24 protein-coding genes are annotated in these 25,244 nt (G+C 63.3%); 8 read left to right on the plus strand and 16 right to left on the minus strand.

Translation table 11 applies throughout. From position 1 onward, the window contains the following. Position 1: 1 nt before the first annotated feature. On the plus strand, positions 2-748 hold the full coding sequence (locus ACMA5I_RS04700; RefSeq protein ID WP_525885081.1) for a Crp/Fnr family transcriptional regulator: 747 nt from the start codon (positions 2-4) through the stop codon (positions 746-748). Between the two features lie 174 nt (positions 749-922). Beyond that, positions 923-1,957, plus strand: a complete 1,035-nt coding sequence (locus ACMA5I_RS04705; RefSeq protein WP_525885082.1) for a TIGR04086 family membrane protein — start codon at positions 923-925, stop codon at positions 1,955-1,957. Between the two features lie 79 nt (positions 1,958-2,036). On the opposite strand, the gene ACMA5I_RS04710 is transcribed toward ACMA5I_RS04705, so the two are convergent. Genes ACMA5I_RS04710 through ACMA5I_RS04725 form a run of 4 tightly spaced genes read right to left on the minus strand, consistent with a single transcriptional unit; the run spans position 2,037 to position 7,051 of the window. Next, the gene (locus ACMA5I_RS04710) at positions 2,037-3,524 is read right to left on the minus strand and encodes a phosphomannomutase/phosphoglucomutase (protein WP_525885083.1); all 1,488 of its coding nucleotides are present in this window, start codon (positions 3,522-3,524) and stop codon (positions 2,037-2,039) included. Next, a complete protein-coding gene (locus ACMA5I_RS04715) occupies positions 3,521-5,101 on the minus strand; it encodes a KpsE/RkpR family capsule polysaccharide export protein (RefSeq protein ID WP_525885084.1) in 1,581 nt (526 codons plus the stop codon). Before ACMA5I_RS04715 ends, ACMA5I_RS04710 begins: the two co-directional genes overlap by 4 nt. 3 nt (positions 5,102-5,104) lie before the next feature. After that, a complete protein-coding gene (locus ACMA5I_RS04720) occupies positions 5,105-5,764 on the minus strand; it encodes an ABC transporter ATP-binding protein (RefSeq protein WP_525885085.1) in 660 nt (219 codons plus the stop codon). Positions 5,765-5,806: 42 nt separating this feature from the next. Next, positions 5,807-7,051, minus strand: coding sequence for a Na+/H+ antiporter NhaA (locus ACMA5I_RS04725; protein ID WP_525885086.1), 1,245 nt, complete (start codon positions 7,049-7,051; stop codon positions 5,807-5,809). Positions 7,052-7,113: 62 nt separating this feature from the next. On the opposite strand from ACMA5I_RS04725, the gene ACMA5I_RS04730 reads away from it, so the two are divergent. Together ACMA5I_RS04730 and ACMA5I_RS04735 are read left to right on the plus strand one after the other, a co-directional pair. Next, on the plus strand, positions 7,114-7,722 hold the full coding sequence (locus ACMA5I_RS04730) for a uracil-DNA glycosylase family protein (RefSeq protein ID WP_525885087.1): 609 nt from the start codon (positions 7,114-7,116) through the stop codon (positions 7,720-7,722). Next, positions 7,719-8,495 carry an SseB family protein gene (locus tag ACMA5I_RS04735; protein WP_525885088.1) on the plus strand — a complete coding sequence of 259 codons (777 nt, stop codon included), beginning with the start codon at positions 7,719-7,721 and terminating at the stop codon, positions 8,493-8,495. The genes ACMA5I_RS04730 and ACMA5I_RS04735 overlap by 4 nt, the downstream gene beginning before the upstream one ends. A gap of 28 nt (positions 8,496-8,523) precedes the next feature. Here ACMA5I_RS04735 and rodA read toward each other — a convergent pair whose 3' ends face one another. From rodA to ACMA5I_RS04770, 7 genes are all read right to left on the minus strand, one after another. Then, on the minus strand, positions 8,524-9,678 hold the full coding sequence (rodA, locus tag ACMA5I_RS04740; protein ID WP_525885089.1) for a rod shape-determining protein RodA: 1,155 nt from the start codon (positions 9,676-9,678) through the stop codon (positions 8,524-8,526). After that, positions 9,675-11,555, minus strand: coding sequence for a penicillin-binding protein 2 (gene mrdA, locus ACMA5I_RS04745; RefSeq protein WP_525885090.1), 1,881 nt, complete (start codon positions 11,553-11,555; stop codon positions 9,675-9,677). Before mrdA ends, rodA begins: the two co-directional genes overlap by 4 nt. A 3-nt stretch (positions 11,556-11,558) precedes the next feature. Then, positions 11,559-12,068: a hypothetical protein gene (locus tag ACMA5I_RS04750; protein ID WP_525885091.1), complete on the minus strand. Its 510-nt coding sequence runs from the start codon at positions 12,066-12,068 to the stop codon at positions 11,559-11,561. Then, positions 12,061-12,963 carry a rod shape-determining protein MreC gene (gene mreC, locus ACMA5I_RS04755; RefSeq protein WP_525885092.1) on the minus strand — a complete coding sequence of 301 codons (903 nt, stop codon included), beginning with the start codon at positions 12,961-12,963 and terminating at the stop codon, positions 12,061-12,063. The genes ACMA5I_RS04750 and mreC overlap by 8 nt, the downstream gene beginning before the upstream one ends. Before the next feature lie 16 nt (positions 12,964-12,979). After that, positions 12,980-14,020 carry a rod shape-determining protein gene (locus ACMA5I_RS04760; RefSeq protein ID WP_525885093.1) on the minus strand — a complete coding sequence of 347 codons (1,041 nt, stop codon included), beginning with the start codon at positions 14,018-14,020 and terminating at the stop codon, positions 12,980-12,982. A 175-nt stretch (positions 14,021-14,195) separates the two neighbouring features. Next, complete coding sequence (locus ACMA5I_RS04765) at positions 14,196-15,746, minus strand: 2-isopropylmalate synthase (protein WP_525885094.1); 1,551 nt, start codon at positions 15,744-15,746, stop codon at positions 14,196-14,198. A gap of 172 nt (positions 15,747-15,918) precedes the next feature. Beyond that, positions 15,919-17,292 (minus strand): MORN repeat-containing protein, encoded by a 1,374-nt coding sequence (locus tag ACMA5I_RS04770; protein WP_525885095.1) that lies wholly within the window; start codon positions 17,290-17,292, stop codon positions 15,919-15,921. Between the two features lie 159 nt (positions 17,293-17,451). On the opposite strand from ACMA5I_RS04770, the gene ACMA5I_RS04775 reads away from it, so the two are divergent. Both ACMA5I_RS04775 and gltX read left to right on the plus strand, forming a co-directional pair. Next, positions 17,452-19,110 carry an NAD+ synthase gene (locus ACMA5I_RS04775; RefSeq protein ID WP_525885096.1) on the plus strand — a complete coding sequence of 553 codons (1,659 nt, stop codon included), beginning with the start codon at positions 17,452-17,454 and terminating at the stop codon, positions 19,108-19,110. 88 nt (positions 19,111-19,198) lie between these two features. Continuing rightward, positions 19,199-20,524 carry a glutamate--tRNA ligase gene (gene gltX, locus ACMA5I_RS04780; protein ID WP_525885097.1) on the plus strand — a complete coding sequence of 442 codons (1,326 nt, stop codon included), beginning with the start codon at positions 19,199-19,201 and terminating at the stop codon, positions 20,522-20,524. A gap of 3 nt (positions 20,525-20,527) precedes the next feature. Here gltX and ACMA5I_RS04785 read toward each other — a convergent pair whose 3' ends face one another. The 5 genes from ACMA5I_RS04785 to ACMA5I_RS04805 form a co-directional block, all read right to left on the minus strand. Beyond that, on the minus strand, positions 20,528-21,025 hold the full coding sequence (locus tag ACMA5I_RS04785) for a GNAT family N-acetyltransferase (RefSeq protein ID WP_525885098.1): 498 nt from the start codon (positions 21,023-21,025) through the stop codon (positions 20,528-20,530). Next, the gene (locus ACMA5I_RS04790) at positions 21,022-22,089 is read right to left on the minus strand and encodes a bifunctional transcriptional activator/DNA repair enzyme AdaA (RefSeq protein ID WP_525885099.1); all 1,068 of its coding nucleotides are present in this window, start codon (positions 22,087-22,089) and stop codon (positions 21,022-21,024) included. Before ACMA5I_RS04790 ends, ACMA5I_RS04785 begins: the two co-directional genes overlap by 4 nt. A 39-nt stretch (positions 22,090-22,128) precedes the next feature. After that, a complete protein-coding gene (locus ACMA5I_RS04795) occupies positions 22,129-22,692 on the minus strand; it encodes a gamma-glutamylcyclotransferase family protein (RefSeq protein ID WP_525885100.1) in 564 nt (187 codons plus the stop codon). A gap of 163 nt (positions 22,693-22,855) precedes the next feature. Then, complete coding sequence (locus ACMA5I_RS04800) at positions 22,856-23,620, minus strand: M48 family metalloprotease (RefSeq protein WP_525885101.1); 765 nt, start codon at positions 23,618-23,620, stop codon at positions 22,856-22,858. A 110-nt stretch (positions 23,621-23,730) separates the two neighbouring features. After that, positions 23,731-23,937, minus strand: a complete 207-nt coding sequence (locus tag ACMA5I_RS04805) for a cold-shock protein (protein ID WP_525885102.1) — start codon at positions 23,935-23,937, stop codon at positions 23,731-23,733. A gap of 171 nt (positions 23,938-24,108) precedes the next feature. Between ACMA5I_RS04805 and ACMA5I_RS04810 the strand changes: the two genes are divergently transcribed. Together ACMA5I_RS04810 and ACMA5I_RS04815 are read left to right on the plus strand one after the other, a co-directional pair. Next, a complete protein-coding gene (locus ACMA5I_RS04810) occupies positions 24,109-24,519 on the plus strand; it encodes a hypothetical protein (RefSeq protein WP_525885103.1) in 411 nt (136 codons plus the stop codon). An 81-nt stretch (positions 24,520-24,600) separates the two neighbouring features. Continuing rightward, positions 24,601-25,188 carry a VTT domain-containing protein gene (locus tag ACMA5I_RS04815; protein WP_525885104.1) on the plus strand — a complete coding sequence of 196 codons (588 nt, stop codon included), beginning with the start codon at positions 24,601-24,603 and terminating at the stop codon, positions 25,186-25,188. Positions 25,189-25,244: the final 56 nt, after the last annotated feature.

The raw sequence follows: 25,244 nt of genomic DNA on the forward strand, positions 1-25,244 counted from the left end.
GATGACGACAGCCAATGAGCAACGGAGTTGCCTCTATCGCAAGGTCTCCAACTATATCGACGTGAGCGAGGAGGACCTCGTCCATCTCGAAGCGCTGGAGGCGGACCGGCAGAGCTATCCCGCGCGCCAACGCCTGCGCCGCCCCGGTGAGAAGGCCGACGCGCTCTTTATCGTGCGGCGCGGCTGGCTCTATTCCGCGACCGATGTGAAGGACGGGCGGCGGCATATTCAGGGCATCCATTTCCCCGGCGACGTGATCGGCATCTCCGATGTGACCCTGACCGCCTGCCGCGCGAGCCTCATCACAGCCACCGATGCGGAACTGTGCCGCTTGCCCAAACCGGGCCTGCGCGCGCTTTTTGAAACCTCGCCCCGGCTCGCCGCGCTCTTCTTCGCCTTCGGGGCGATCGAAAGCGTGATCCTGACCGAGCGCCTCGAAGCGGTCGCCCGGCTGGAGGCAGATGCGCGGCTGGCGCATTTCCTCATGCAGATCCACTCGCGCCTGCGCGTCACCTCGTCGGACAAAACCAACTGGTTCCGGATGCCGCTCAGCCAGGAGGTGATCGGCGACGCGATCGGCCTCACGCAAGCCTATGTGAACCGCACCTTCAAGACGCTGGAGGAGCGCGGTCTGGTGGAGCGTCACCACAACGGCGTGGAGCTTCTCGACCTCGACGGGCTGAGCGAGCTGAGCGGTTACGAGGACCGCTACAGCACCATCGACCAGCACTGGATGCCGCCGCACTAGCGCATAACCCCCTAAAAACGCGACGTTTTATATACTAGTTCATTGCCAAGGCGGGTGCGTTTGCTGCGCACCCTGCTACCCTTCCTCACACCAGTAACGCGGAACTCCGGTGGAGATATCCGGCTGCGCCGCCTTCGCGCTGACGACCATCGGACAGAATAAGGAAGGATAAAAATGAGCACCGAGTACACACCTCCTCGCGATCACGTCGCGGCCTATCCCGACCCCGCCGACCGGGTCCGCGTGTCCTGGGCCGGGATCTTCGCGGGTGCCGTTGTGGGCCTTGCAAGCTGCGCGGCCCTCACCCTTTTGGGCATGGCGATTGGCTTTGGCGTGGTCGATCCGACCATCGATGAGAACCCGCTGAGCGGCCTTGGCACCGGCTCGGCCTTCTGGGCGGCGCTGACCATGATCCTCAGCCTGCTGATCGGCGGTTTCGTCGCAGCGCGGCTCGCGGGCCAGCCGAACCGCATGACCGCGATGCTCCACGGCGCGACCGTCTGGGCCCTGGTCACGGTCTCGATCCTCTGGCTCGCGGGCACCGCCGTGGGCGGCCTCGTTGGCGGCTCGCTCAATGCGGTGACGAGCAGCGCCTCGGCGGCGGGCTCCGGCATCGCGCAGGTCACGCAATATGCGTCGCGCCAGATCGAGAACATTGACGTGTCGATGCCGAACCAGCTTCCCTCGTCGGTCGAGCAGCGCCTTGAAGCGCGGGATCTGACCCCGGAAGATCTGCGCCAGGAGTTTCAGAACGCCATCGCCGAGTCGGCGCTCGGTCAGGAAGATCTGGAGCAACTGCGTGAAAATGCGGTCGAAACTGCGCGCGAAATGGCGCAGAACCCCGGCAATGCAGGCGCGATCATCCAAGATTTCCTCGACAATCTGACGGGTGAGGGCAGCGAGGTTGTCGTCTCCGATGAGGAGCGTCAGCAGATCGTGGACCGCCTCGTGCAGCGCACCGGCATCACCCGCAACGAGGCGTCGAACATGATCGATCAGGCGCAAACCCGCGTGACGGAAGCCCGTCAGCAGGTCGCAGCGGCGTTTGAAGAGGCGCAGACCCGTCTCGCTCAGGCGGCGGAAACCGCGCTCAACGCGCTCACCAAAGCGGCACTCTGGTCCTTCGTCGGCCTGCTCCTCGGCCTCGCAGCCGCGGCCTTCGGGGCGACACTCGGCGCGCCGAAAACCCTGCCGCGTCAGGAGTATTGATCCGGCGGCGAGTGTATCGCCAACCCTAAGCGTAAGGCGCCGCGTGAAAATGCGGCGCCTTTTTTCTGCGCGCGAAGCCTTAAAAACTCTGATCGTAATCGCCCAAACCCGGCTCCTGCCGGATAAACGCATCAAGATCCTGGAAAATCGCGCGCAGCTCCGCCTCTGACGTAAAGCTCTCGCAGACGACGACAAGATTGGGCGTATTCGACGACGCGCGGATCAGCGCCCAGCTTCCATTGTCGAGAACAATTCGCGCGCCCTGCACCGTGATCACATCCCGGATCGCCAGCCCACCAAGGGTGCCGCCATCCGCGCGGAACCGCTCCAGCCGCGCCATGATCCGCTCCAGCAGCCCATATTTCTCGCTGTCCGGGCAATAGGGGCAAAGCGTCGGCGTCGTCCAGGCGGGTGGCAGGCTGCGGCGCAGATCGGCCATGCGCTCGCCGCTCTCGGCCAGCATCTTGCAAATCTCCACCGCCGCGCGCAGCCCGCAATCGAAGCCATACCCGATAGGCGGGGCGAGGAAATAATGCCCGGATTTCTCGAACCCCGCGACCGCGCCGGTCTCCGCCATCCGCGCCTTGATATAGCTGTGGCCGGTTTTCCAATACTCAAAACTCGCGCCGCTCTCGCTGAGCACCGGGTCGATGGTAAACAGCCCCGTCGATTTGATATCGGCCATGAAGTGCGCGCCGGGTTTGGCGTAGCGGCGGGCGAGCAGGACCCCGATCTTGTCGGAAAAAATCTCCTCGCCTTCATTATCCACAACGCCGCAGCGGTCGCCATCGCCGTCAAAACCGAGGGCGAGATCGGCGTGGTGTGCCGTCACCGCCGCGGCCATATCGTGAAGCATTTCCATGGCTTCGGGGTTGGGATTGTAGTGCGGGAAGTCGTGATCGAGCTCGGTGTGAAGCGGGATCACCTCGCAGCCAATCCGCCGTAGCAGCTCCGGCGCGAAGGCCGAAGCCGTGCCGTTCCCGGTCGCGCAAACCACGCGGAGAGGGCGGGTCAGCGTGACACCGTTTGCGAGATCATCAAGATAGGCCTCCCGCACGCCGTCCACCCGCCGATAGCTTCCGCCGCCCCGCATCTCCGCGTGGCCGCCCATGACAATCTCGCGCAGCTCCGCCATCTCGTCCGGCCCGAGGGTCCGGGGGCGGTCGATCCCCATTTTCACGCCGGTCCAGCCATTCGGGTTATGGGACGCGGTGACCACCGCGACGGCGGGCAGATCAAGGTGGAACTGGCTGAAATACGTCATGGGTGAGAGGGCAAGGCCGATGTCATGCACCTCCATCCCGGCTTGGATCAGGCCAAGCGCCAGCGCGTTTTTCACCGCCTGGCTATAGCTGCGATAATCATGGCCAAGGGCGATCGCGGGCCGCAGGCCGCGCCGCTGGATGAGGGTGCCGAGGCCCGCGCCGAGGGCGGTCATGCCGGGCAGGTTGATCTCCTCGGGGAACCGCCAGCGCGCGTCATATTCGCGAAAGCCATAAGGGTTGATCATCGGCTGGGTGTAAGCGTCCCAATCCTTGACCGACACCTCGGGCCGCGGGCGGGTCACACGCTGACCTGTTCGCGGAGCATGGAAATGGTGATCGAGACGACGAGATAGAGCATCGCGAAGATCACGAAGGCGAGGGCCGTGTTTTCATAACGCCTTGGATAGCTTGGCTCATCGGGCAGAACCGGATGCTCGACCATGGCGAGATAGCGCGTCTGGCGGTTGGCTTCGAGCCGCGCCGCTTCCACTCGCTCCAGCGCGGCGGCGAGCATGGTTTCGCGGGTCAGCATCTCGGATTCCGCGATGCGGATCTGGCCTTGGATCGCTGCCAGCGAAGCGTCCGCGTCCGAGCCGGAGGTGAGGGTGCCGCGCAGCTCCTCCACCCGCCGCTCCAGCGTCCGCACCTCGCCGCGCAGGGCGTTGACCCGTGCCTGGTTGGGGCTGGCATTGGCCAGAAGCGTTTGAAGCGCCACGCGTTTTTCGGTGATCTGCCCTTCTAGCGTGGTGATGATGCTCATCTGCGAGCCGGCTTCCGCATCGGCCGACAGCACGCCGCTGGTGCTTTGCAGGGCCAGCAACCGCTCCTGCGCCTCATCGAGCGAGCGCTCCGCATTGGCGAGCGATTCCTCGGCCTCTGCCACCTGATCCGTGCGCGCGTCCTGCGAGAGACTGTCCACCCGTTCCTCAGCGAACTGGATCAATCGGCTGGCAAAATCAAAGGCTTTTTCCCCGGTCGGCGCGATGACATCCATTTTGATGATGCCCTCGGACGGGTCATATCCAACGCGCACGAGCTTCTTGTATCGGTCGTAAGCCTCTGACGAGGTGACGTTTTCCGGCAGGCGCTGCAATTCGGAGATCTCGTCGCCCTGAAACGCGGCGACCCAGCCTTCGGTCTCGTCGAGACGGAGCATGGCCTCCTGACCCTGCAAATAGCCCTGCACGACCATGGAGTCCTGCTGCGTCGCGAAGCCGGAGCCGGAGAACATGCCGGGGGCTTGCGCGCTCATCATGTCCGCTTTCTGGATCACGAGTTGCGAATGTGAGGAGTAGAAGGGCGTGGCGATATTAAAGAAATAATAACCGACCAGCGCCGTGGGGAGCAGCACGAAGAGCAGGAGCCGCGCCCCCACAATCGCCATTTTCCGGCGGCGGCGGCGGGCGAGGTCGCGCTGGATGCGGGCGATCTCGGCGGCCCGTGCCTCGTCGTCAAAGGCGGGACGATAGGCGCCAACAGCTCCTTTGGAGACCTGACGGGCGGGCAGGAAAACTTCCGCATCTCCGCCGTCAGCGCCTTGTGAAGACTTCGCCGCTTCCATTTGATAATCTTCGAGAATATCAAAGCCCGCTTCCCGCAGCTTGCGCACGGCGTCATAGCCGTCTTCCACCTCGATGCCGAGTTGCTTGGCATTGTGGATCGCCTCGTCGAGCAGCTCCTGCGGCAACCCGCCCGTGGGCCGCGCGTCCATATCCGGTTTGGCCGGCTGCGCGCTTTCGCGCACATCATCGCCAAGCGCGTAAAGCTGGCGCGCCGCGTCGTAATCATCGCGCGCGATCAGGCCGCGCCGGGCCGCTTTGCGGCGCGCCCGGCGGCGCTCCTTCCCGGTCAGATTGGCAAACGGATCGTCTTGGCTCATGGGTTAACTACTTCCCTCGAAATCATAAAGCAGGCGCGCCTCGTCCAGCGTATCGAACATATAGAGATGACCGTCCCGTAAAACCGCCGCCCTTTGGCAATATTGCGCGATGATCTGCGGCGAATGTGACACGATCACAACGGTCGAATGACGCAGCCGGTCCTGCAAAATCGACCCCGCCCGCTGGTTAAAGGCGACATCGGTGGTCCCCGGCATCCCTTCGTCAATCAGATAGATGTCAAAATCAAGGGCGAGGAGCAGGGAGAAGGTAAATCGTGAGCGCATCCCCGAGGAATATTTCGACAGCGGTTGATCGAAATATTCCTGCAGATCACAGAGATAGCGGCAGAAGGCTTCCACATAATCGGGGTCCATCCCGTAAATGCGGGCGATATAGCGGCAATTTTCCGTTGCGGAGAGTTTGTTCGAGACCCCGCCCATGAAACCCAAGGGGAAGGAGATCCGCGAGGTGCGTAGGATCTGCCCTTCATCGGGTTTCTCAATCCCGGCCATCATGTTGATCAGCGTGGTTTTCCCCGTCCCGTTCGGAGCGAGAATGCCGAGCGACTGGCCGAGATGCACCGAGAAGCTGGCATTGTTCAGAATGATCTTGCGCCGCTTGCCGGTCCAAAAGCTTTTACTGACATTGCGAAACTCGATCATAGGGGAAATGCTCTGCCCGCCAAGACGGGCAGAGCCACGTCGTTATTCCTGTTTCTGCACACCCATAACCTTCCCGGCGACAATCGCAATAGCGGCCGCAAAGAAGGAGAAGAGCGCACCCATTTTCGCCGCGTCCTGAATCGGGCCGGCATCGAAGGCCACCGCCGCGATAAAGAGCGAGACGGTAAAGCCGATGGCGGCCACGAATCCGACCACGATGAGATCGACCGGGCGCATCCCTTCGGGAAGTCCGAGCTTCATGGTGACACCCGAAATATAACCAAAGATGAAGATCCCAATCGGTTTGCCGACGATCAGGCCAAGCACGACGAGCCATGTGGTCGGGCCCATGGAGGAGAACTCGACGCCCGCATTGGCGAGACCGAAGAAGAAGAGGATGACTTCGACCGGGGTTTCGAGCGCATGTTCGGCGCGGTTGAGCGTGTCCGTCGCGAGATGCTCATCCTCGTGGAAGATCCCGAACGCGCGGTCCGCATGGGGCATGGCGGGGATGATCGGCAGAAGGCCAAGCGCCGGGTGGATGCCTGCGCGCATGAAGCCATACCAAGAGATCAGACCGAAGGCGAGATAGGGCCAATAGCCCAGCATCCGGTCCATTTTTGTCGAGAAGGGGCGGTCCTGTTTGCCGCGATCCAGGCGGCGCGGGAGCCAGTTGAAGAGGATGAACGCGCTCACCGCCGCGCCGAGCGAGAGCAGCAGCCAGACCGGCGCGAGATCGCCCGAGGGGTAGAACACCGCCAGAATTATGAGGCCCGCCGCGTCATCCGCAATGGCGAGCAGCAGCAGGAAGCCGACGGCGGAGTGCTTCGCGCCAAAGACGAGGCGGCCGACGAGATAGGCAAAGGCGATGTCCGTCGCAATCGGCACGGCCCAGCCGTTTTTCACTTCCTGATAGACATCGGTGCCCATGACGAGGGCGAGGCCGAGATAGACCGCGACCGGCCCGGCAATCCCGCCAGCCGTCGCAATCAGCGGCGTCAGCGCCTTTTTCCCCCGGAGCGAGCCGTCCTCAAGGATCACCGCCTCCCAGACCTCTTTGCCCGCCATCGCGAAGAAGAAGGCCATCAGGAAGTCGTTAATGAGATAGTGCAATGTCAGGGTGCGGTAGCCATCATGCGGGTGGCCGATGATGAAATGATCGGCGATCACCCATTCAATAAAGCCATGATAGGCTTCGGGAGCAGTATTGGCCCAAACCAGCGCGAGCAGCGCACCACTTATCAGCAAGATCGAATAGGACTGAACGAAATTCCAGACGCGATACATAGTGGCTCCCCTGATTTAGCTTTTGTTTTCATTATTTCTAAACACAGCTTACCCTTCACGCAATGGAACTGGGGAAAAATCTGAAATCGGTTTGGACGGCGGTGGCGGACTGTCGCCATTGCGCGGCGCGTTTCGCGGCGACGGCGACCGCGCATGCGCCGCGCCCGGTGCTGCGGGTGGCCGGGCGCGCGCCGATCCTCATCGCGGGGCAGGCGCCGGGGATGCGGGTGCATAAATCCGGGCTGCCCTTCGATGATCCCTCAGGCGAGCGGCTGCGGGACTGGCTCGGCGTCGACCGTGAGACCTTCTATGACCTTGATTGCTTTGACATTGCGCCGATGGCCTTCTGCTTTCCGGGCTATAACGACAAGGGCGCGGACCTGCCGCCGCCGCCCGATTGCGCGCGGCTTTGGCGCCAGCCACTGATGGACGCGCTGGATAAGGTCCGCCTCACCCTCGTGATCGGCGGCGCGGCGCAAAACTGGCATTTCGAAGGCCGCATGTCCGTCACCGCGCGCGTCGCGGGCTGGCGCGATCATTTTCCTGCCGCGATCCCCTTGCCACATCCGTCCTGGCGCAATACCGCTTGGCTGAAGAAACATCCGTGGTTCGAGGCCGAGCTGGTGCCGGTGCTGCGCCGCCGCGTGAAAGAGGAGTTAGACGCGCTATGACCGAAACCGAAATCGACCGCGCCTATCAGGCGATGCAGTCCGGCGGAGATGCGGCGCGGCTCGCCTATTTCGGGCGGCTTTTTGAGACGGAGCTGTTCCTTCTGCTCGCGGAGGAGCCGCGGGACGATATGGTGAGTCCCGCGATTTTTGATGTGAATGGAGCGGGTTATGCGCTGATCTTCGACCTTGAAGAGCGCCTCGCGGATTTCGCCAACAGCGCCGCGCCTTATCTGGCGATGTCCGGGCGGACGGCGGTGAAAGCGCTCGCCGGGCAGGGGCTTGGCCTCGGCGTCAATCTCGGCGCGCCGTCTGAGACGCTGTGGGATGCGGAAGCGGTCGCGTGGATGACCGAGATGGCGGAACTAGCGACGGCGGAGGAGGCGCGCGGCGCGATTGAAACGCTCGACCGGCCCGACACGTTGCCCGACGGGTTCCTCACCACGCTCGACCGCAAACTGGCGAATATGGCGGGCCTCGCGAAAGCCGCGTATCTCGCCAAGGTGCGGTATAAGGAGGGCGGGGAGGGCCATCTGCTCGCGCTGACGGGGGTGCCGGATGGGGCGAAGGCGGCGGTCGCGCAAAATATCGGCGAGGCGGTTCGTTATGACGGCGGGGAGGCTTTGCAGCTTGATCTGGTGTTCCCCGATTTGTCGGACCCGCTTCTGGCCGCGTTGGAGCGCGCCGCGCTGCGGATTGCGTTGCCAGAGCCGCAAGTGCCGCAAGAACGTCCTGCGCCGGGAAGCGATCCGGACAAACCGCCGAAACTTCGGTAAATCAACTCTGTAAGAGAAACTCTTAAAGTTATCGTCGCCTGTTACTGCCGCGCGGGCGGTGGACATGGGCGCTTTGGATGATGCCGAAGGCGACCATCAGCACCATCATCGCCGTGCCGCCATAGGAGACCAGCGGCAGCGGCAAGCCGACCACGGGCGCGAGCCCCATCACCATTGCCATGTTGAGGGCGAAGAAGAAGAAAAACACCGAGGCCAGCCCGCCCGTGACAAGCGCACCAAACCGGTTCTGGTTCTGGAGCATGGAGACGAGGGCGAAGAGGATAATGAGGCCGTAGAGCGTCAGTAGGGTGACGGAGCCGATGAAGCCGAATTCCTCGGCCAGCGCGGTGAAAATAAAGTCCGTGTGCTGGTCGGGCAGGAATTGCAACTGGCTTTGCGAGCCTTGCAGATAGCCGCGTCCGGAGACGCCGCCCGAGCCGAGCGCGATCTTGGCCTGGTTGAGCTGATAGCCGTCGCCCTTGAGGTCGAGCGCCGGGTTCAGGAAGATGTTGATCCGATCATATTGATAATTATCAAGGAGTTGCCAGCTTTTGCCTTCACTGGCAAAGACCGCCCAAATCAGCCCGACCAGCGCCGTGATCGCGCCCGCGAAATACCAGAGCGAGACGCCCGCGAGCAGCATCACCACGCCGCCGCCCGCCGCCAGCATGAGCGAGGTGCCAAGGTCGGGCTGTTTGAGGACAAGCGCCGTCGGCACGAGGATGATGGCGAGCGGCAGGATCACCCAGAAAGGGCGGGAGACGCGTTCGCGCGGCAGCAGGTCGTAATAGAAGGCCAGCATCATCACGACGGCGATTTTCATCAGCTCCGAGGGCTGCGCACGGACCGGGCCGATTTGCAGCCACCGCTGCGCGCCCTTGCTTTCCTCGCCGAAGAGGGCCACGCCAATGAGGAGCGCGACGCCGACGCCGTAGAGGACGGGAGCGGAAAACTTCCAGACTTTCAACGGGATGAAGCCGATGATGAACATCAGCGCGAGGCCGATGGCGAAGCGCTCCATCTGCGGCTCGGCCCAGCGGTCGAGATCGCCGCCGCCGACCGAATAGAGCAGCAGGAAGCCGATGGAGGCGACCGTGCAGATCAGCAACACCAGCGCCCAGTTGAAATAGAAAAATTTCACCGGGCCGGTGGGGATATTGTCGTCTTCGGTCAGGAAACTCATGCGCGGTCGCCCTGCGCCTCGCCGCTGGCGAGCGGCGCCGCATCGGTTTCGCCCGGCGGTGCGATGCGCAAAAGCTCCCACATGATGTCGCGGGCAATCGGCGCGGCCACGGCGGACCCGCCGCCCCCATGCTCGACGATCACCGAAATCGCATAGCGCGGGTTCTCAACCGGCGCGTAGCAGACGAAGAGCGCGTGGTCCCGGCGCTCCCATGGCAGATCCTCGTTGCGGATAACCCCGCGGGCGCGCTCGGCCGCCGTGATCCGCCGCACCTGGCTGGTCCCGGTCTTGCCCGCCATGGCGGCGACACTGTCGGTCAGCCGCGAGCGGTAAGCGGTGCCGGCGGGGTCGTTCACCACGCGGTACATGCCGTTGCGGATCAGGTTGAGGAAGGTCGGGTGGATGCCGAGATCGACCGGCTCCGGCGCGGGCTGCTGCACGCCGCCAACGGCCCGAATGAGGCGCGGCGCGACCGAAGTGCCCGTCGCGATCCGCGCGGTCATCACGGCGAGTTGCAACGGTGAAGCGAGCGTAAAACCTTGCCCAATCGAGGCGTTGATCGTGTCCCCCGGCACCCAGCCCTCATTGCGGGTTTCCTGCTTCCACGCCTTGGTGGGCATCAGCCCTTCGCGCACGGCGGGCACCGGAATGTCATGGATCACGCCAAGGCCAAGCCGGTTCGCCATCTCGGAAATCTTGTCGATCCCGACCCGCTGCGCGACTTCGTAATAATAGATGTCGCAGGACTGCTGGAGACTGCGCTCAAGGCTCACATGGCCATGACCGCCCCGGTTCCAGCAATGGAATTTCGCGTTGCGATACTGGTACACGCCGTTGCAGAACACCGTGTCATTCGGCCCGATCACCCCCGCTTCGAGCGCGGCGAGGGCGGTGACCATTTTGAAGGTCGAGCCGGGCGGATAAGTGCCGGACACCGCCTTATGGTGCAGGGGCCGGTGGTCGTTTTCCAGAAGCGCGCGGTAATCGGTCGAGGAAATCCCGAAAACGAAATTGTTGGGATCGAAGGTCGGGGCGGAGGCCAGCGCCAGCACATCGCCATTCGTGACGTCCATCGCCACCGCCGCGGCGCTCTCCGTGCCAAGCCGCCGGAGCGCATATTTCTGCAAGCGCTCCGAGAGGGTCAGATGCAGATCCGCGCCGCTGATCGCTTCGGTGCGGTCCAACTCGCGCACCACATGGCCCCAATTGTTCGCCTCGATCTGCAAAATCCCAGCGGTGCCGCGCAGCGTGTCCTCTGCCCGCGTCTCGACGCCGCTTTTGCCGATCTGGAAATTCGGCGCGTAGAGGATGGGCTCCGGGTCCTCGATCTTCGAGAGATCGTAATCCGACACCCTGCCCACATAGCCGACCACATGGCAAAACGCGTCGCGATGCGGATAGAAGCGCGAGAGGCCCACATCGGGCTTGATGCCGGGGAGGGCAGGGGCGTTCACCACCACGGGGGCGAATTGCTCCCATGAAAGATGCTCGGCGATCAGAAGCTCCTTGCCGCGTTCATCCCCTTCCAGAATGCGGGCGCGGTCCTCGTCGCTGATCGGGATGAGCTTGGCGAGCCGGTCGAGCAGCATCGCCCGCTGCTCGGGGTCGTCCTCATCCATCAGGATGCGGTAATTCTGCCGGTTATCGGCCAGAAGCATCCCGCGCCGGTCATAGATCAAGCCGCGTGCCGGCGGGATGTAGGAAATATTGATCCGGTTGTCTTCCGCTGCGAGCCGGTAGCGATCCGCCTCCTTGACCTGCAAATGATGCATCCGCCAGCCAAGCGCACCGATAATCGCCGTTTGCGCCGTGCCCAGAATGAGCGCACGGCGACCAATATAGCGGTTCGGTGTCTTGTCTTTCGGTCTGTCGGTCATGTCTCAGTAGTCCCCGCGGCTATTCGGGATCAGCGCGGCAAGGGCCACCATGAAGGGATAGGCCATCACCGTGAGGAGCCACCATTTTAGCATGACACGGGGCGGCGGCAATGGAATCCCGGTCACGCTCAGCATCAGTTGTACGAAAACAATCAGCGCGGCGAAGGTGGCGGCGACCAGCGCCCATTCGAGAAGCAGGCTCAGATCGTTGCGGCCCTCCAGCCGCCCGCGCAGAAATTCGCTGGCGAGGATCACCGCAATAGCGTGCGGGCCGAAGGGGCGCGGGATGATGAGATCGCCGAAAAACGCGAGCAGGATCACGGAGATGAGCGGGATCTGAGCCGGGCGGCGGATCACCATGGCGGCGATCAGAACGAAGGCGAGGTCGGGCATCGGCACGCCGCCGGTGGTGAGGTCCAGCGGCAACAGGGCGATGAGCGTGAAGGCGCAGCCGAGAAAAAGGATGCCGAGGAAGCTGCCGGGGTGCAGCGTGGCGCTTTGCTCCTCACTCACCGCGCCACTCCGGCCCCTGCACCGGGGCGAGGCGGTCGATCTCTGGCGTCAGCAGATTGCCCTCGCGGGAGACTTCGGAGACGCCTTTTTCGCGGAGTAGCCGCAGAAACTCGATCCGGCGATATTCGGCGGCGAGGCGCACGCGGATGCGGCCCTCCGGGTCCTGCGCGACCTGCCCGACGAGCAGATCGGGTGGGAAAATGCCGCCATCGCCGGAGGTGACGATACGATCCCCGGGATAGACATTCTTCGGATCGTCGAGAAATTCGATGATCGGTGCCTCGCTGTTGTCGCCGCTGACAATGCCGCGCTGGCCCGACGGGCGCACGACGATGGGCACGCGGGAACTCGCGTCCGTCAGAAAGAGGATGCGGGAAAAATCCTCACCCACCCCGGCGACACGGCCCACGAGCCCGAGCCCGTCCATCGCCGCCCAGCCATCCTGCACACCGTCGCGGCGGCCGATATTGATGAGGGCGGACTGGCTGAACGGGCTGCCGCTGTCGGTCAGCACCTCGCCGGTCACATAGGTGAGGCGGGGCGAGAGTTTCACATTGTTGAGGCTGAGGAGCCGGGCGTTTTCCTGCTCCAGTTGCAGCGCCGCTTCCTTCCAGCTTTGCATGATGCGCAGCTCGCGGCGCAGCTCTAAGTTCTGATTGTAAAGTCTTGTATAACCGCGAAAATCCCGGACCATGCGCGCGGTGACACTGATGGGCGAGAGCAAGAATTCCATCCGCGGCACGATCTGGTCGATCGCCGCGTTGCGGATGCGGTCTATGCGGGTGCTTTCAATGCGCCAGAGCGCGAAGCCGATCAGCAGCACGAGGCAGACGAGACCGATAAAAATCCGTCTGATGGGTCTGCCGTAACTGCTTGTCTTCGCCTCGCGCGCCATCGGGGCTTACCCCCGTTCAGCTATCGTAATCAATCGCGTGGGCAAGCTGCTTTTCATATTCGAGCGCCTTGCCCGTGCCGAGGGCGACGCAATGCAGCGGCTCATCGGCGACCGAGATTGCAAGGCCCGTCTGCTCGCGCAGCGCCACGTCGAGATCGCCCAGAAGCGCGCCGCCGCCGGTCAGCATCACGCCGCGGTCCACGATGTCAGCGGCCAGATCCGGCGGGGTCGATTCCAGCGCGGTCATCACGGCTTCGCAAATCTGCTGCACCGGCTCGGCCAGCGCTTCGGCGACCTGCGCCTGCGTGATTTCCATTTCCTTCGGCACCCCGTTCAGAAGATCGCGCCCACGCACGAGGATCGACTTGCCGCGCCCCGAATCGGGCATCCGCGCGGTGCCGATCTCGGTCTTGATCCGCTCAGCCGTCGCATCGCCGACGAGGATGTTATGCTGGCGGCGCAGGTAGGAGATGATCGCTTCATCCATCCGGTCGCCGCCCACACGGATCGAGCGCGCGTAAACAATATCGCCAAGGGAGAGAACAGCCACCTCGGTCGTCCCGCCGCCGATATCGACCACCATGGAACCGGTCGGGTCCGCAATCGGGATGCCCGCGCCAATCGCGGCGGCAATCGGTTCGGAAATGAGGCCCGCCTTGCGCGCGCCAGCCGAGAGAACCGACTGACGGATCGCGCGTTTTTCCACCGGAGTCGCGCCATAAGGCACGCAGACGATGACCTTGGGCCGTGTGAAATTCCCGCGTTTCTGCGCCCGGCGCATGAAATCCTTGATCATTTCCTCGGCCACATCGAAATCCGCGATCACGCCGTCACGCATCGGGCGGATGGCCTGAATGGAGCCGGGGGTGCGGCCGAGCATCAGCTTGGCGTCCTCACCAATCGCGCGGACCTGCTTTTTGCCCTCGCTCAGATTATAGGCCACCACGGAGGGCTCGTTGAGGACAATCCCCTTGCCCTTGATATAGACCAGCGTGTTCGCCGTCCCGAGATCAATTGCCATATCTGCGGAGAACAGCCCCGCCAAAGCACCCAGCATATGCTCAAACCTCTAAAATTGCGGGGCAGCCGCCCCTTTTTCTTACCGCGCTTTATAGGTGTTTGCCCGGTCGAGGGTAAAGAGAGGATTAACCTAACTTACCGCGACGCGATTTTTTCGTCTCATAGAGCGAATTTGGCGCGCGAGCTTGAGGTCCCGCGCGCCGGATTTGGTATCAGGGTGCGACCGAATCGTGCATCGCATGGGTGCGCGGCTCGGCCCGCAGCGCCAGTTTGTTGAGCGCGGAGACATAGGCCTTGGCCGACGCCACCACCGTATCCGTATCCGCCGCCGAGCCGGTGACGACGATGCCGTCCCGCTCCAGCCGCACCGACACGGTGGCTTGCGCATCGGTGCCTTCGGTCACGGCATCCACCTGATAGATCTGCAAATGCGGGTCCTCCCCGGTGATCTCCTTGATCGCGGTAAAGACCGCATCGACGGGGCCGTCGCCGGTGGTTTCCGCGCGCTTCTCCTCGCCGTCGATCACCAGCGTCAGATCCGCGGTTTGCGGGCCGTCCGTGCCGCAGACGACCTTGAGATGTTTCACCGAAATCTTGTCGCCGCCGCCAACCGCGTCCATGGCGAGGGCGATAATATCCTCATCATAGACCTCTTTCTTGCGGTCCGCCAAATCCTTGAAACGCACGAAGAGATCGCCGAGTTGGTTCTCGCCCACCTCAAAGCCCAGATCCTTCAGCTTGGCGCGGAGCGCGGCGCGGCCCGAATGTTTGCCCATGACTATGTTGGTTTTACCGAGGCCGATGTCCTCGGGGCGCATGATTTCGAAGGTGCCTGCATGTTTCAGCATCCCGTCCTGATGGATGCCGCTTTCATGGGCAAAGGCGTTCTTGCCGACAATGGCCTTGTTATACTGCACCGGGAAGCCCGCCGCGGCTGCGACGAGGCGGCTCGCCCCCATCAGTTTGGTGGTGTCGATGCTGGTGTTGAAGGGCATGATGTCATTGCGCACCTTGAGCGCCATCACGATCTCTTCCAGCGCCGTGTTGCCCGCGCGCTCGCCGATGCCGTTGATGGTGCATTCCACCTGACGCGCCCCGGCTTCCACCGCCGCCAGCGTGTTGGCGGTCGCAAGGCCCAGATCGTTGTGGCAATGGGTGGAGATGATGCAGTCGTCGATCCCTTCCACATTCCTGCGAATGAGGCGGATCAGCTCGGCGCTCTCGCCGGGGGCGGTGTAGCCGACCGTATCGGGAATGTTGATCGTCGTCGCGCCCGCTTTCACCGCCACTTCAATGGCTTGGAACAGGAAATCATGCTCCGTGCGGGTCGCGTCCATGGGCGACCACTGGATGTTGTCGCAAAGATTGCGCGCGTGGGTTACGGTCTCGTGGATCTTGTCCAGCACCTGCGCCTTGTCCATCGCAAGCTGATGCTCGCGGTGCAGGGGCGAGGTGCCGATAAAGGTGTGAATACGCGGGCGTTTCGCCTCCCGCACGGCTTCCCAGCAGCGGTCGATATCGCCGAGGCTCGCCCGCGCCAGACCGCAAATCACCGAATTCGGCGCGACCTTGGCGATCTCGCGAACCGCCTCAAAATCGCCCTGGCTGGCAATCGGAAAGCCCGCCTCGATGATGTCCACGCCCATAGCGTCGAGATGGGCGGCGATGTCGAGTTTTTCCTTGAGCGACATGGTCGCACCGGGCGACTGCTCGCCGTCCCGCAAAGTGGTATCGAAAATATAAATGCGGTTGCTGTCCGTCATTTCTCAGCTCCGTGGCTCTGTCTTGTCTGTCATGAAGGGCGCGATGATCTGTCTCCCTTGAGCGCAAGCGCCAAGAACCGGCGCGCTCAAGGGCCGGTAAGCAGAAGAAGGAACTGAGCCGTCATCATCGTCATGGCCGCCACTCTAGCGCCGGTTTTTGCGAGAACAAGCCTTAATTCTCCGCTGCGTCATTGTTTTGCGGCGTCTCCGGGGCAGGGCGGTCGATGAGGCCGTCGCGCCACGTGCCGTCATAGTTTTCGCCCTCGGGAGTGGTCAGCACACCTTGGCCGTGGCGTTTGCCGCGCCGAAAGCCGCCGACATAGTGATCGCCATTCGGGTAGCGCAGATCGCCTTGGCCGTGGAAGAGCCCGTCCCGCCACTCGCCGCTATAGCGGGTGCCGTCGGGGCGGGTGAGGGTACCGGTGCCGCTCCGCTGGTTGTCCGCGAAACTGCCGCGATAGACGGAGCCATCGGGCAGGGTCTCGACCGCCTCGCCCTCCCGCGCGCCATTCGACCAGCCGCCTTCATAAACGGTGCCGTCCGCGCTGACCCGGCGGCCCGGCCCGTTCGGGATGCCGTTTGAGAAAACCCCCTGATGCTCCCTCGCACGCAGGGGGCCGGTGAGATCCGCGTCCCGCTCCACCGGGATGTAGGCGGTGCCTTCACCCTCAGGCACACCGTCCACCACCGCGCCGACATAGAGATCGCCGCCCACGCCGCGCAGCCGGCCCGTCCCGGTCATGCGCCCTTCGCTCCACGTCCCGGCATAGGCGGAGCCATCGGCGCGGGTCAGCGTGCCTTCCCCATGTTCGAGATCGGCGCGATACGCCCCGGCATAACGGTCGCCATTCGGCCAGACCATCACGCCTTGCCCGTGCCGCAAGCCATCAACCAACGCGCCGCGATATTCCGCGCCATCGCTACCGGTCAAAATCCCGTCGCCGGTGATGCGGCCCTCGGCCCAGTCCCCGCGATAGCTCGACCCGTCCGGGCGGACGAGCGTGCCGGTGCCATGCCGCAACCCCGCCTGCATCCCGCCCTCATAACGTGTGCCGTCGGGTAGGATCTCGATGATATGGCCGCCCGGCACGCCGTCCACAAACTCGCCTTCGATCCGCCCGCCGCCGGGCCGGATCAAGACGCCATGGCCGTGATATTTGCCGTCCCGAAACCCGCCCTCAAAGACCGTGCCGTCATTGAGGACCGTGCGGCCCGTGCCGGTGCGCACGCCCATCTGAAAGCCGCCCTCATAGAACCCGCCATCGGCCCAGATGATCTTGCCCTCTCCATCCGGCTCGCCGCGGGTGAACTGGCCCTCATAGACCGCGCCCGAAGGAAACACCGCACGGCCCCGGCCCGTCATTTCGCCATTCACCCAGGTGCCGCGATAGAGAAAACCGTCTCGCGTCTCCAACTGCCCGTCGCCATGCGGCAGGCCTTCGGCAAATTCACCGCGATAGACCGAGCCGTTCTCATAGGTCTTGCTCTGCTGCTGCGCGAGGGCGGCGGCAGGGAGGGCAAGCAGAAAGGCGAAGGCGAGGCGCATGAAGGCAGTCAGGAAAGCTCGATTGTTCTGCCCACAGCTTTAGGGCTGCGCGGCGCGGCCCGCAAGGCTTGAGGGGTTAAGCAAAAGTCAACGCAGCGGCGCTTGTGGCGGCGGTCCGGGCGGGCTAGGACAAATGCGAGACGAGAAAAGGGGAACGCCATGGCCGAGAGCCTCAAGATCACCATCGCGCAACTAAACGCCACGGTTGGCGATTTGGATGGCAACTGCGCCAAGGCCGTGGAAGCGTGGGAGGCGGCGAAAGCGGCGGACTCAGACATGGTCGCGCTGCCCGAAATGTTCGTGACCGGCTATCAGACGCAGGATCTCATCCTGAAACCCGCCTTCTACAACGACGCGGAATCGCGGATCGAGACGCTGGCGAAAGACTGCGCGGACGGTCCCGCCATGGCCATCGGCGCGCCCCATGCGGAGGGCGACGCGCTTTATAACGCCTATTTCATCCTCGAAGGCGGCGCGGTGAAACATATCCTGAAAAAGCAGGAATTGCCCAATGCCGCCGTGTTCGACGAGGTGCGGCTCTTCACCCCCGCCGAACCGCAAGAGCCGTTCGAATTCAAGGGCTTTCGCATCGGTGCGCCGATCTGCGAGGACATTTGGCATGAACGCGTCCCGGCGGATCTCGCCGCCAAGGGCGCGGAGTTTTTCCTCGTCCCCAATGGCTCGCCCTATCACGTCGACAAGATGGACCTGCGCTACCGCGTCGTGCGCCAGCATGAGGACAAACTTGGCGTGCCGATGGTCTATATCAACCTCGTCGGCGGGCAGGACGATCAGGTCTTTGACGGCGGCTCTTTCGTGATCGGCGGCAAAGGCACGCTCAGGATGCAGATGGTCCAGTTCGAGGAACAGATCAGTGAGGTCACGCTGACCCGCAAGGACGGCAAAGTGCAGGTGGAGCAGGGCGAGGTCGTCGATCTCGGCCCGTCGCTGGAGCAGGATTATCACGCCATGGTCAAGGGCTTGCGCGATTATCTTGGCAAAACCGGCTTCAAGAAAGTGCTGCTTGGCCTCTCGGGCGGGGTGGACTCCGCCATCGTCGCCGCCATCGCGAGCGATGCGATCGGGCCGCAGAATGTCCGCACGGTGATGATGCCCTCGGAATACACGTCCGAACACTCGCTGGAAGATGCCGCCGCGGTGGCAGACCATCTCGGCACGCGGCTCGACACGATCAACATTGAGGCGGGCCGTCAGGCGATCATGGGCTCGCTCGCCCCGCTCTTTGAAGGCACCAAACCGGACGTGACTGAGGAAAACATCCAGTCCCGTCTGCGCGGCCTCTATCTCATGGCGCTGTCGAACAAATTCGGGGAAATGCTGCTGACCACGGGCAACAAATCCGAAGTCGCGGTCGGCTATGCCACCATTTATGGCGACATGGCGGGCGGCTATAACCCGCTGAAGGATATGTATAAAAGCCGCGTGTTCAAATCCTGTCACTGGCGCAACGAGAACCACCGCGACTGGATGATGGGGCCGGAGGGTCGCGTGATCCCCGAGCGGGTCATCACCAAGCCGCCCTCGGCGGAGCTGCGCGAAGACCAGAAGGATGAGGACAGCCTGCCGCCCTATGAGGATCTCGACCAGATCTTGCACGGGCTGGTGGAGGCGGATCTCTCCGTCGCTGAAATTGTCGCGCAGGGTTTCGAGCGCGAGACGGTCAAGAAGGTGGAGCGGCTGCTCTATCTCTCGGAATACAAACGCTTTCAGGCCGCGCCCGGCCCGCGCCTGACGCCGAAAAGTTTCTGGATGGACCGCCGCTATCCGATCATCATGAAATGGCGCGACAACAGTTAAAACGCCCTTCACCAGCGGCGCGGACAGCCTCGCGCCGCTGGACAAAGCTGCCATTTGGGGCGAGAAGGCCGGGAAGCAGGAGAGACTTATGACCACGACCCGTTTTGCGCCGTCCCCGACCGGCTATATCCATATCGGCAATCTGCGCACCGCGCTGTTCAACTGGCTTATCGCCCGCAAAAGCGGCGGCCAGTTCATTCTGCGGCTCGACGATACGGACCCGGAGCGCTCCAAGCAGGAATATGCGGACGCGATTCAGGAGGATCTGGAATGGCTGGGCCTCCATTGGGACCGGATCGAGAAGCAGTCCGACCGGTTCGACCGCTATAACGAGGCGGCGGATGAGCTGCGCGAGAAGGGCCGGTTCTACGAGGCGTTCGAGACGCCGACCGAGCTCGACCTCAAGCGCAAGAAGCAGCTCAATATGGGTAAGCCGCCGGTCTATGACCGGGCCGCGCTGAACCTTTCCGACGATGAAAAAGACAAGCTGCGCGCGGAGCGGGGCGGGCATTGGCGCTTCCTGCTCGATCAGGAGCGGATCGAATGGGAGGACGGCATTCTCGGCCCGATCTCGATTGATGCGGCCTCGGTCTCCGACCCGGTGCTGATCCGCGCCGATGGCCAGCTTCTCTACACGCTGGCCTCCGTGGTGGACGATATGGATATGGGTATCACCCATGTCGTGCGCGGCTCGGACCATGTGACCAATACCGGCACGCAAATTCAGATCATCCGCGCCCTTGGCGGCGAGCCGCCCGCTTTTGCGCATCACTCGCTGCTGACCGGCCCGCAGGGCGAGGCGCTGTCGAAACGTCTTGGGACATTGAGCCTGCGTGATCTGCGTGAGGCGGGGATCGAGCCGATGGCGCTCCTCTCGCTTATGGCGCGGCTCGGGTCGAGTGATCCGGTGGAATTGCGCAGCACCCATCAGGAACTGATCGACGGGTTCGACCTCTCGAAATTTGGCTCCGCGCCAACGAAATTTGACAGCGAAGATCTGAAACCACTGACTGCCCGAGTCATCGCCGCACAGGATTACGACGCGATGGCGGAGGAAATCCGCGCCATCGGTGTACCCGATGAGATCGCGCCGCAATTCTGGGCCGTGGCTCGCGAGAACCTGAATAAACGCAGCGATATCAAAGGCTGGTGGGACCTTTGCCGCGACGGTGCGGAACCGCTGGTCGCCGATGAGGACAAGGAAATGGTCGCGACCGCCTTTTCCATGCTGCCGCCGCGTCCTTGGGATGAGACGACCTGGGGCGGTTGGACCAAAGCGGTTGGCGCTGAGACGGGCCGCAAGGGCAAGGGCCTCTTCATGCCGCTGCGCAAGGCGCTGACCGGGATGGAGCGCGGTCCGGATATGGGGGCGCTCATGCCGCTTCTGCAAAAGGTCGGGCCGGAGCGGGCGTAAGCCTCAGGGCTGCCAGTATTTCGGCTCCATACACGGCGCGGGCAGGGTGAGGGTGCCGCTGCCCGGCGTCGCCCCCGGTGCCATCCGCGATTGCCAGGCGCCGCGCCATTCGTCCGGCAGAGGGTAGGGCGGCGCAATGCCGGTCTCGGCAGAAAACCCATGCCGCCCGTAATAGGCCGGATCACCCAGCACGAGAATCTGCGTGATGCCCTCGCCGAAAAGCCAGGTCGCGCCCTCCGCCATGAGCCGCTTGCCCCAGCCCTGACGCTGCGCATCCGGCGCAACGGCCAGCGGGCCGAGCAGGGCCGGGCGCGCATCCGTCGCGCTGCCTTTGCTGTAGAGCGCATGGCCGATCAACCCGTCCTCATCCGCCACCAGCGACACCGTTTGCGGCTCTTTCAACAGCGCCGTGACGAGCGGCCAGAGCGACTCCTCGGGGAAGGCGACCGCATAGAGCCGCTCCAGCGCGGCGAGGTCGGTGTCAGTCGAGAGGCGGATCATAGCAGGCGAGGCTCCTTCGGCGCGGGCGCATGGCGGCGCTCATGTTCGATAAGCCATTGTTTACGCCAAATCTTGCCGCCATATCCAGTCAAACTGCCATCGCCGCCAATCACGCGGTGACAGGGGATGATGAGCGCAAGCTGGTTCGCCCCATTGGCCCGCGCCACCGCCCGCGCGCCGGTCTGGTCGAGGGCTTTTGCAATCTCGCCATAGCTGCGGGTCTCGCCGGACGGGATCTCGCGCAGCGCGGCCCAGACGGAGCGGGTATAGGCCGAGCCATGTTCCGCAAACGCGACCGTCCATGGATCGGGCGCGCCGTTGAAATAAGCGCGCAGGTTGGCCGCGATCTCTTCGGTCACATCGGTGCGGCCATGGGCGATCAGAAACCCTTTCTTTTGCAGGGCCTTCAACTCGGTCGGCAGGGCGATCCGGTCGTGAAATTCCAGCAGATGCAGGCGCGTCTCATCGGCCACCGCCATCATCGGGCCGAGCGGCGTTTCCAGCCAGTCCGCCCTGAGCGTCTCGCCTTGCGCCTTGGCGGGGGCTTGCCCGGTCAGCCGCGTGAACGCATCGCGGAACCCGCTGGCTGAGCCGAAGCCCGCATCAAGCTGCGCCTCGATCATCGCCTCGCCGCTCGCCAGCCGGTCCTGCGCCCGGCCAACCCGCTGCGCGCGGATGGTTTGTTGAAAGGTCTGCCCATAATGGCGCTTGAACTTGCGGCGCACGGTCGCCGGATCATAGCCCTGTGCGATCAACGCCGCATCAGACCAATCGCCTTCCGGGTCCGCCGCAAAGCGCTCCAGAAGATGCGGGATCAGGCTGTCGATCTCGCCCGTCGGCGCGTCCGGCTTGCAGCGCTTGCAGGGGCGCAACCCGGCCTCGCGCGCCTCGGCAGGCGTGGTGTAAAAGCTGATATTCTCCCGCTTGGGTTTGCGCGCCGCGCAGGTCAGGCGGCAATAAATCCCGGTCGTGTGCACGCCGACAAAGGCAAAGCCATCATAGGCCGGATCGCGGGCGAGAAGGGCGGTGTAGAGCGTGTCATTATCATACATGAGACTCACCATAGGGCTGTCCTTACGCGCCCGCGCACGAAAAATGGACGCCTATTTCGGGAGATCAAGCGCGGCGACATGCGCGTCGATCTGCGCCCGTTCGTCCTCGGTCAGCGTCACCGCGCGCGGGTAACGCGGATCAAGGCGGTCATTCTCGATCACGCCCCAATTGTCCGTGGTCTCGAAGAAATGCGCGAGACCTTCCGGACCATATTCACGCAGAAATCCTTGCCCGACGCAATCGAGATAAGATTGCAGGATCGGGAAATGCTCATTGGGCGTCGGCGCGGGCTGGCGGGCAACATAGATGCTGATCTCGCGCACATGGGCGTCATGGGCGATGGTGTCGGCAGGCACGATAGTGCGGTCATAGCCCGCCTCGCGCAGATCGAGCGCGGCCCAGTCATCATCGGGCACCGCGGCAATCAGCCCCAAAATCTCGGCACTCGCGACGGGATGGACGGAGAGCGATGTCACCCCGTGATCCTCGCCCGCATGAATGCGGTGGCCCCAAAACCGCCGCCAGCCCGAGATTTTCGCCAAGGCGCCATGGGGGAAATTGTGGCTGTCGCGGTTCACCAGCGAGCCGTAACCGAAGAAAAAGGGATGAAGCATGGCAGATGCGCGCGGGCGGTGCCGCTGGCCTCCGTAATCGTCGTTTGAAATCTGTGGCGGGTGATACGCCGCTGCGGCGCAAGGTTCAATGGGGCTGGGCGGAGAAACGGATCATGAAAAAGGGAGGCCGAAGCCTCCCCTTTGTCTGATGTCTCTCAACATCTTACTTGCCGTCCAGCTCGTCGGCCTTGGCCAGCACCGTGCGCAAGCGGCGCTCTGAGGGCGGGTGCGTCGAGAGCAGACCGCCGCCCGACGGCACCCGACGGAAGCTGAGCGCACCGACGCGCGGGTCGTAGCCAGCCTGACGGGCGATGACGGTGCCGATCACATCGGCTTCGAGCTCATAGCTCTGCGAATAGGCGCGGCCGCCGACAAATCCGCCAAGCTGAGCGATCTGCTCGACACCGCGGGCGTCGACCTGACCCGACGCCTGCGCCAGCCCGCCCAGAAGGATCGCGCCAAGCTGCGCGTTCTGGTTGCGGCGCGCGAGGTGACCCGCGATCTGGTGGCCCGCTTCATGGGACAGGATGAATGCGATTTCATCGTCATTCTTCACCGATTGCAGCATCGCCTTGTTGAAGGCCAGGATCGGCTGACCGTTATGAATGGTCTGGAAAGCGTTCGGCGGCTGGCCATCCTGCTCGATCGCGATAATGCGGAAATCGCAGAAGGCACGCGGCGCGGAGGGATTCTGCTGGCGGCAATATTGCGTCGCGACCGGACCTACGCGTTTGGTCACACGCTGATAGGCGTTCAAACCGGATTGTGCGGAGCGCACCGGCGCCATCACTTCGGTCGGGCCGGCCTCGGGCAACTGAACATCGCTGCCATCAGGAACATCCGGGCGGCTCGATGAGGTTTCAACAGGCGCACAGGCGGCAATGCCAAGCGCGGCGGTGGTCAAAAGGGCAATAATTGATGTTCTCATAGCGCCACCATGTGTGAATAGGGTTTCTAAAGCAAGAACTTGATGGTCAATAAAGTAAACGCCGCCCGGTCACAAAGACGCGGGCGGCGTTGTCATCAGGCGATCTGAACTCAGGCGAGTTCGAGATTCACAGCCGACTCGCGGCCATCACGGCCAGCTTCGAGGTCATAGGTGACCTTCTGACCGTCGGGCAGACCTTTGAGGCCGGAACGCTCGACTGCGGAGATGTGCACAAACACGTCCTTGCCGCCGTTCTCGGGCTGAATGAAGCCATAACCCTTTGTTTCGTTGAACCATTTCACGGTGCCATTGGCCATCTGTCTTCTCCTTAAATTCCGGGCGAACGGAATATCCACCCTTGGGCAGTCACGGCAAAATCGGTGCGTGACGCCATAGGGCGGCAGAGAGCGATATTGGTAACCTGCGCGAACCCTGCGGCAAAATGCGCTATAATGCAAGCCAAACACGCTTTTTGCGGGGAGGAATCTATGCGCTGTTTCATAATCTGTCTGACCGTGGCGGCCTGCACGCCCGCCGTGATCGCCACCTGCTCGTCGCGGAGCGTGACCTGCGGCGGCGCAGAGCTGGCCTGCCGGTCTCACGCGCCGACCTTCTCGGCGGATTTTTCCGAAGGATTTATGAGCGCCACATACCCGACCGGCCCCAATGCGGATGTGATGGTCACGCGCTCCGGCAGCATGAGTGTCACATGGCAATCGGACCGGATCGCGCAGTTCGAGGGACCGACGGGCCTCACTGGAACGGTTGAAGAACTCGCCACACCGAGCTGTTCTGACGGGCATTTCTTCGATGCCGCCCCTTATGAGCTGCGGATCACCAGCAGCAGCGACCCGGTCCCCACCGGCCCGATCTGCTGCGTCCATAGCGACGACCTCTAGCGCCCCTAAAGTCGCAAACCGCAACTCCGCCTTGCCCTCGCGCCCCTTTCACGGCATGAGAGCGCGCAGACGGAGTTGTCCATGTTCGATCTCATCCTCAATGTGCTGGAGCGCCTCGGCCTTTTCGGCGTCTTCTTGTTGATGCTCGCGGAAAACATCGTGCCGCCGATCCCCTCGGAACTGGTGATCCCGCTCGCCGGGTTCCTCGCTGCGCGCGGCGCGTTTTCCTTTGTGCTGATGGTGATCGCGGGCGCCATCGGGGCCACGCTCGGCGCGCTGATCTGGTATGAAATCGGCCGCGGTCTGGGCGAGGCGCGTCTGACCCGCTTCATTGCCCGTTACGGCCACTGGCTGACGCTTTCGCAAGAGGATGTCGGCCGCGTGACCCGCTGGTTCCGCCGCCACGGCGCGCTCGCGGTGCTGTTCGGCCGCATGGTGCCGGGCCTGCGCACCTTCATCTCGATCCCTGCGGGCCTCGCCGGTATGCCGCGCGGCCTCTTCCTGCTCTGCACCTTCACGGGCAGCCTGACCTGGACCGCCCTGCTCGGCGCGGGCGGCTTCATCCTGAAGTCGCAATACGCCCGGATCGAACACTGGCTGAACCCGGTGACGAATGTGGTGCTGCTGGTTTTGGTGGCGGTATATGTGTGGCGGTCGGTGCGGCGGTGAATGTGCTAATTTTAATGTTTCAACGATACACAGTGCTATAATCACCCTCGACATAA

The organism is Jujubicoccus corallicola (assembly GCF_047345645.1).
Lineage (GTDB): Bacteria > Pseudomonadota > Alphaproteobacteria > Rhodobacterales > Rhodobacteraceae > JBLEFH01.

Excerpts from the sequence above, each read along its gene's own strand:
- ACMA5I_RS04800 (WP_525885101.1), bottom strand. The coding sequence starts at position 23,620 with ATGAGAACATCAATTATTGCCCTTTTGACCACCGCCGCGCTTGGCATT.
- ACMA5I_RS04725 (WP_525885086.1), bottom strand. The coding sequence starts at position 7,051 with ATGTATCGCGTCTGGAATTTCGTTCAGTCCTATTCGATCTTGCTGATA.
- ACMA5I_RS04715 (WP_525885084.1), bottom strand. The coding sequence starts at position 5,101 with ATGAGCCAAGACGATCCGTTTGCCAATCTGACCGGGAAGGAGCGCCGC.
- ACMA5I_RS04730 (WP_525885087.1), top strand. The coding sequence starts at position 7,114 with ATGGAACTGGGGAAAAATCTGAAATCGGTTTGGACGGCGGTGGCGGAC.
- ACMA5I_RS04815 (WP_525885104.1), top strand. The coding sequence starts at position 24,601 with ATGTTCGATCTCATCCTCAATGTGCTGGAGCGCCTCGGCCTTTTCGGC.
- mreC (WP_525885092.1), bottom strand. The coding sequence starts at position 12,963 with ATGGCGCGCGAGGCGAAGACAAGCAGTTACGGCAGACCCATCAGACGG.
- ACMA5I_RS04795 (WP_525885100.1), bottom strand. The coding sequence starts at position 22,692 with ATGCTTCATCCCTTTTTCTTCGGTTACGGCTCGCTGGTGAACCGCGAC.
- ACMA5I_RS04760 (WP_525885093.1), bottom strand. The coding sequence starts at position 14,020 with ATGCTGGGTGCTTTGGCGGGGCTGTTCTCCGCAGATATGGCAATTGAT.
- ACMA5I_RS04700 (WP_525885081.1), top strand. The coding sequence starts at position 2 with ATGACGACAGCCAATGAGCAACGGAGTTGCCTCTATCGCAAGGTCTCC.
- gltX (WP_525885097.1), top strand. The coding sequence starts at position 19,199 with ATGACCACGACCCGTTTTGCGCCGTCCCCGACCGGCTATATCCATATC.
- ACMA5I_RS04810 (WP_525885103.1), top strand. The coding sequence starts at position 24,109 with ATGCGCTGTTTCATAATCTGTCTGACCGTGGCGGCCTGCACGCCCGCC.
- ACMA5I_RS04770 (WP_525885095.1), bottom strand. The coding sequence starts at position 17,292 with ATGCGCCTCGCCTTCGCCTTTCTGCTTGCCCTCCCTGCCGCCGCCCTC.
- ACMA5I_RS04790 (WP_525885099.1), bottom strand. The coding sequence starts at position 22,089 with ATGGTGAGTCTCATGTATGATAATGACACGCTCTACACCGCCCTTCTC.
- ACMA5I_RS04705 (WP_525885082.1), top strand. The coding sequence starts at position 923 with ATGAGCACCGAGTACACACCTCCTCGCGATCACGTCGCGGCCTATCCC.
- ACMA5I_RS04735 (WP_525885088.1), top strand. The coding sequence starts at position 7,719 with ATGACCGAAACCGAAATCGACCGCGCCTATCAGGCGATGCAGTCCGGC.
- ACMA5I_RS04720 (WP_525885085.1), bottom strand. The coding sequence starts at position 5,764 with ATGATCGAGTTTCGCAATGTCAGTAAAAGCTTTTGGACCGGCAAGCGG.
- mrdA (WP_525885090.1), bottom strand. The coding sequence starts at position 11,555 with ATGACCGACAGACCGAAAGACAAGACACCGAACCGCTATATTGGTCGC.
- ACMA5I_RS04765 (WP_525885094.1), bottom strand. The coding sequence starts at position 15,746 with ATGACGGACAGCAACCGCATTTATATTTTCGATACCACTTTGCGGGAC.
- ACMA5I_RS04805 (WP_525885102.1), bottom strand. The coding sequence starts at position 23,937 with ATGGCCAATGGCACCGTGAAATGGTTCAACGAAACAAAGGGTTATGGC.
- ACMA5I_RS04785 (WP_525885098.1), bottom strand. The coding sequence starts at position 21,025 with ATGATCCGCCTCTCGACTGACACCGACCTCGCCGCGCTGGAGCGGCTC.
- rodA (WP_525885089.1), bottom strand. The coding sequence starts at position 9,678 with ATGAGTTTCCTGACCGAAGACGACAATATCCCCACCGGCCCGGTGAAA.
- ACMA5I_RS04775 (WP_525885096.1), top strand. The coding sequence starts at position 17,452 with ATGGCCGAGAGCCTCAAGATCACCATCGCGCAACTAAACGCCACGGTT.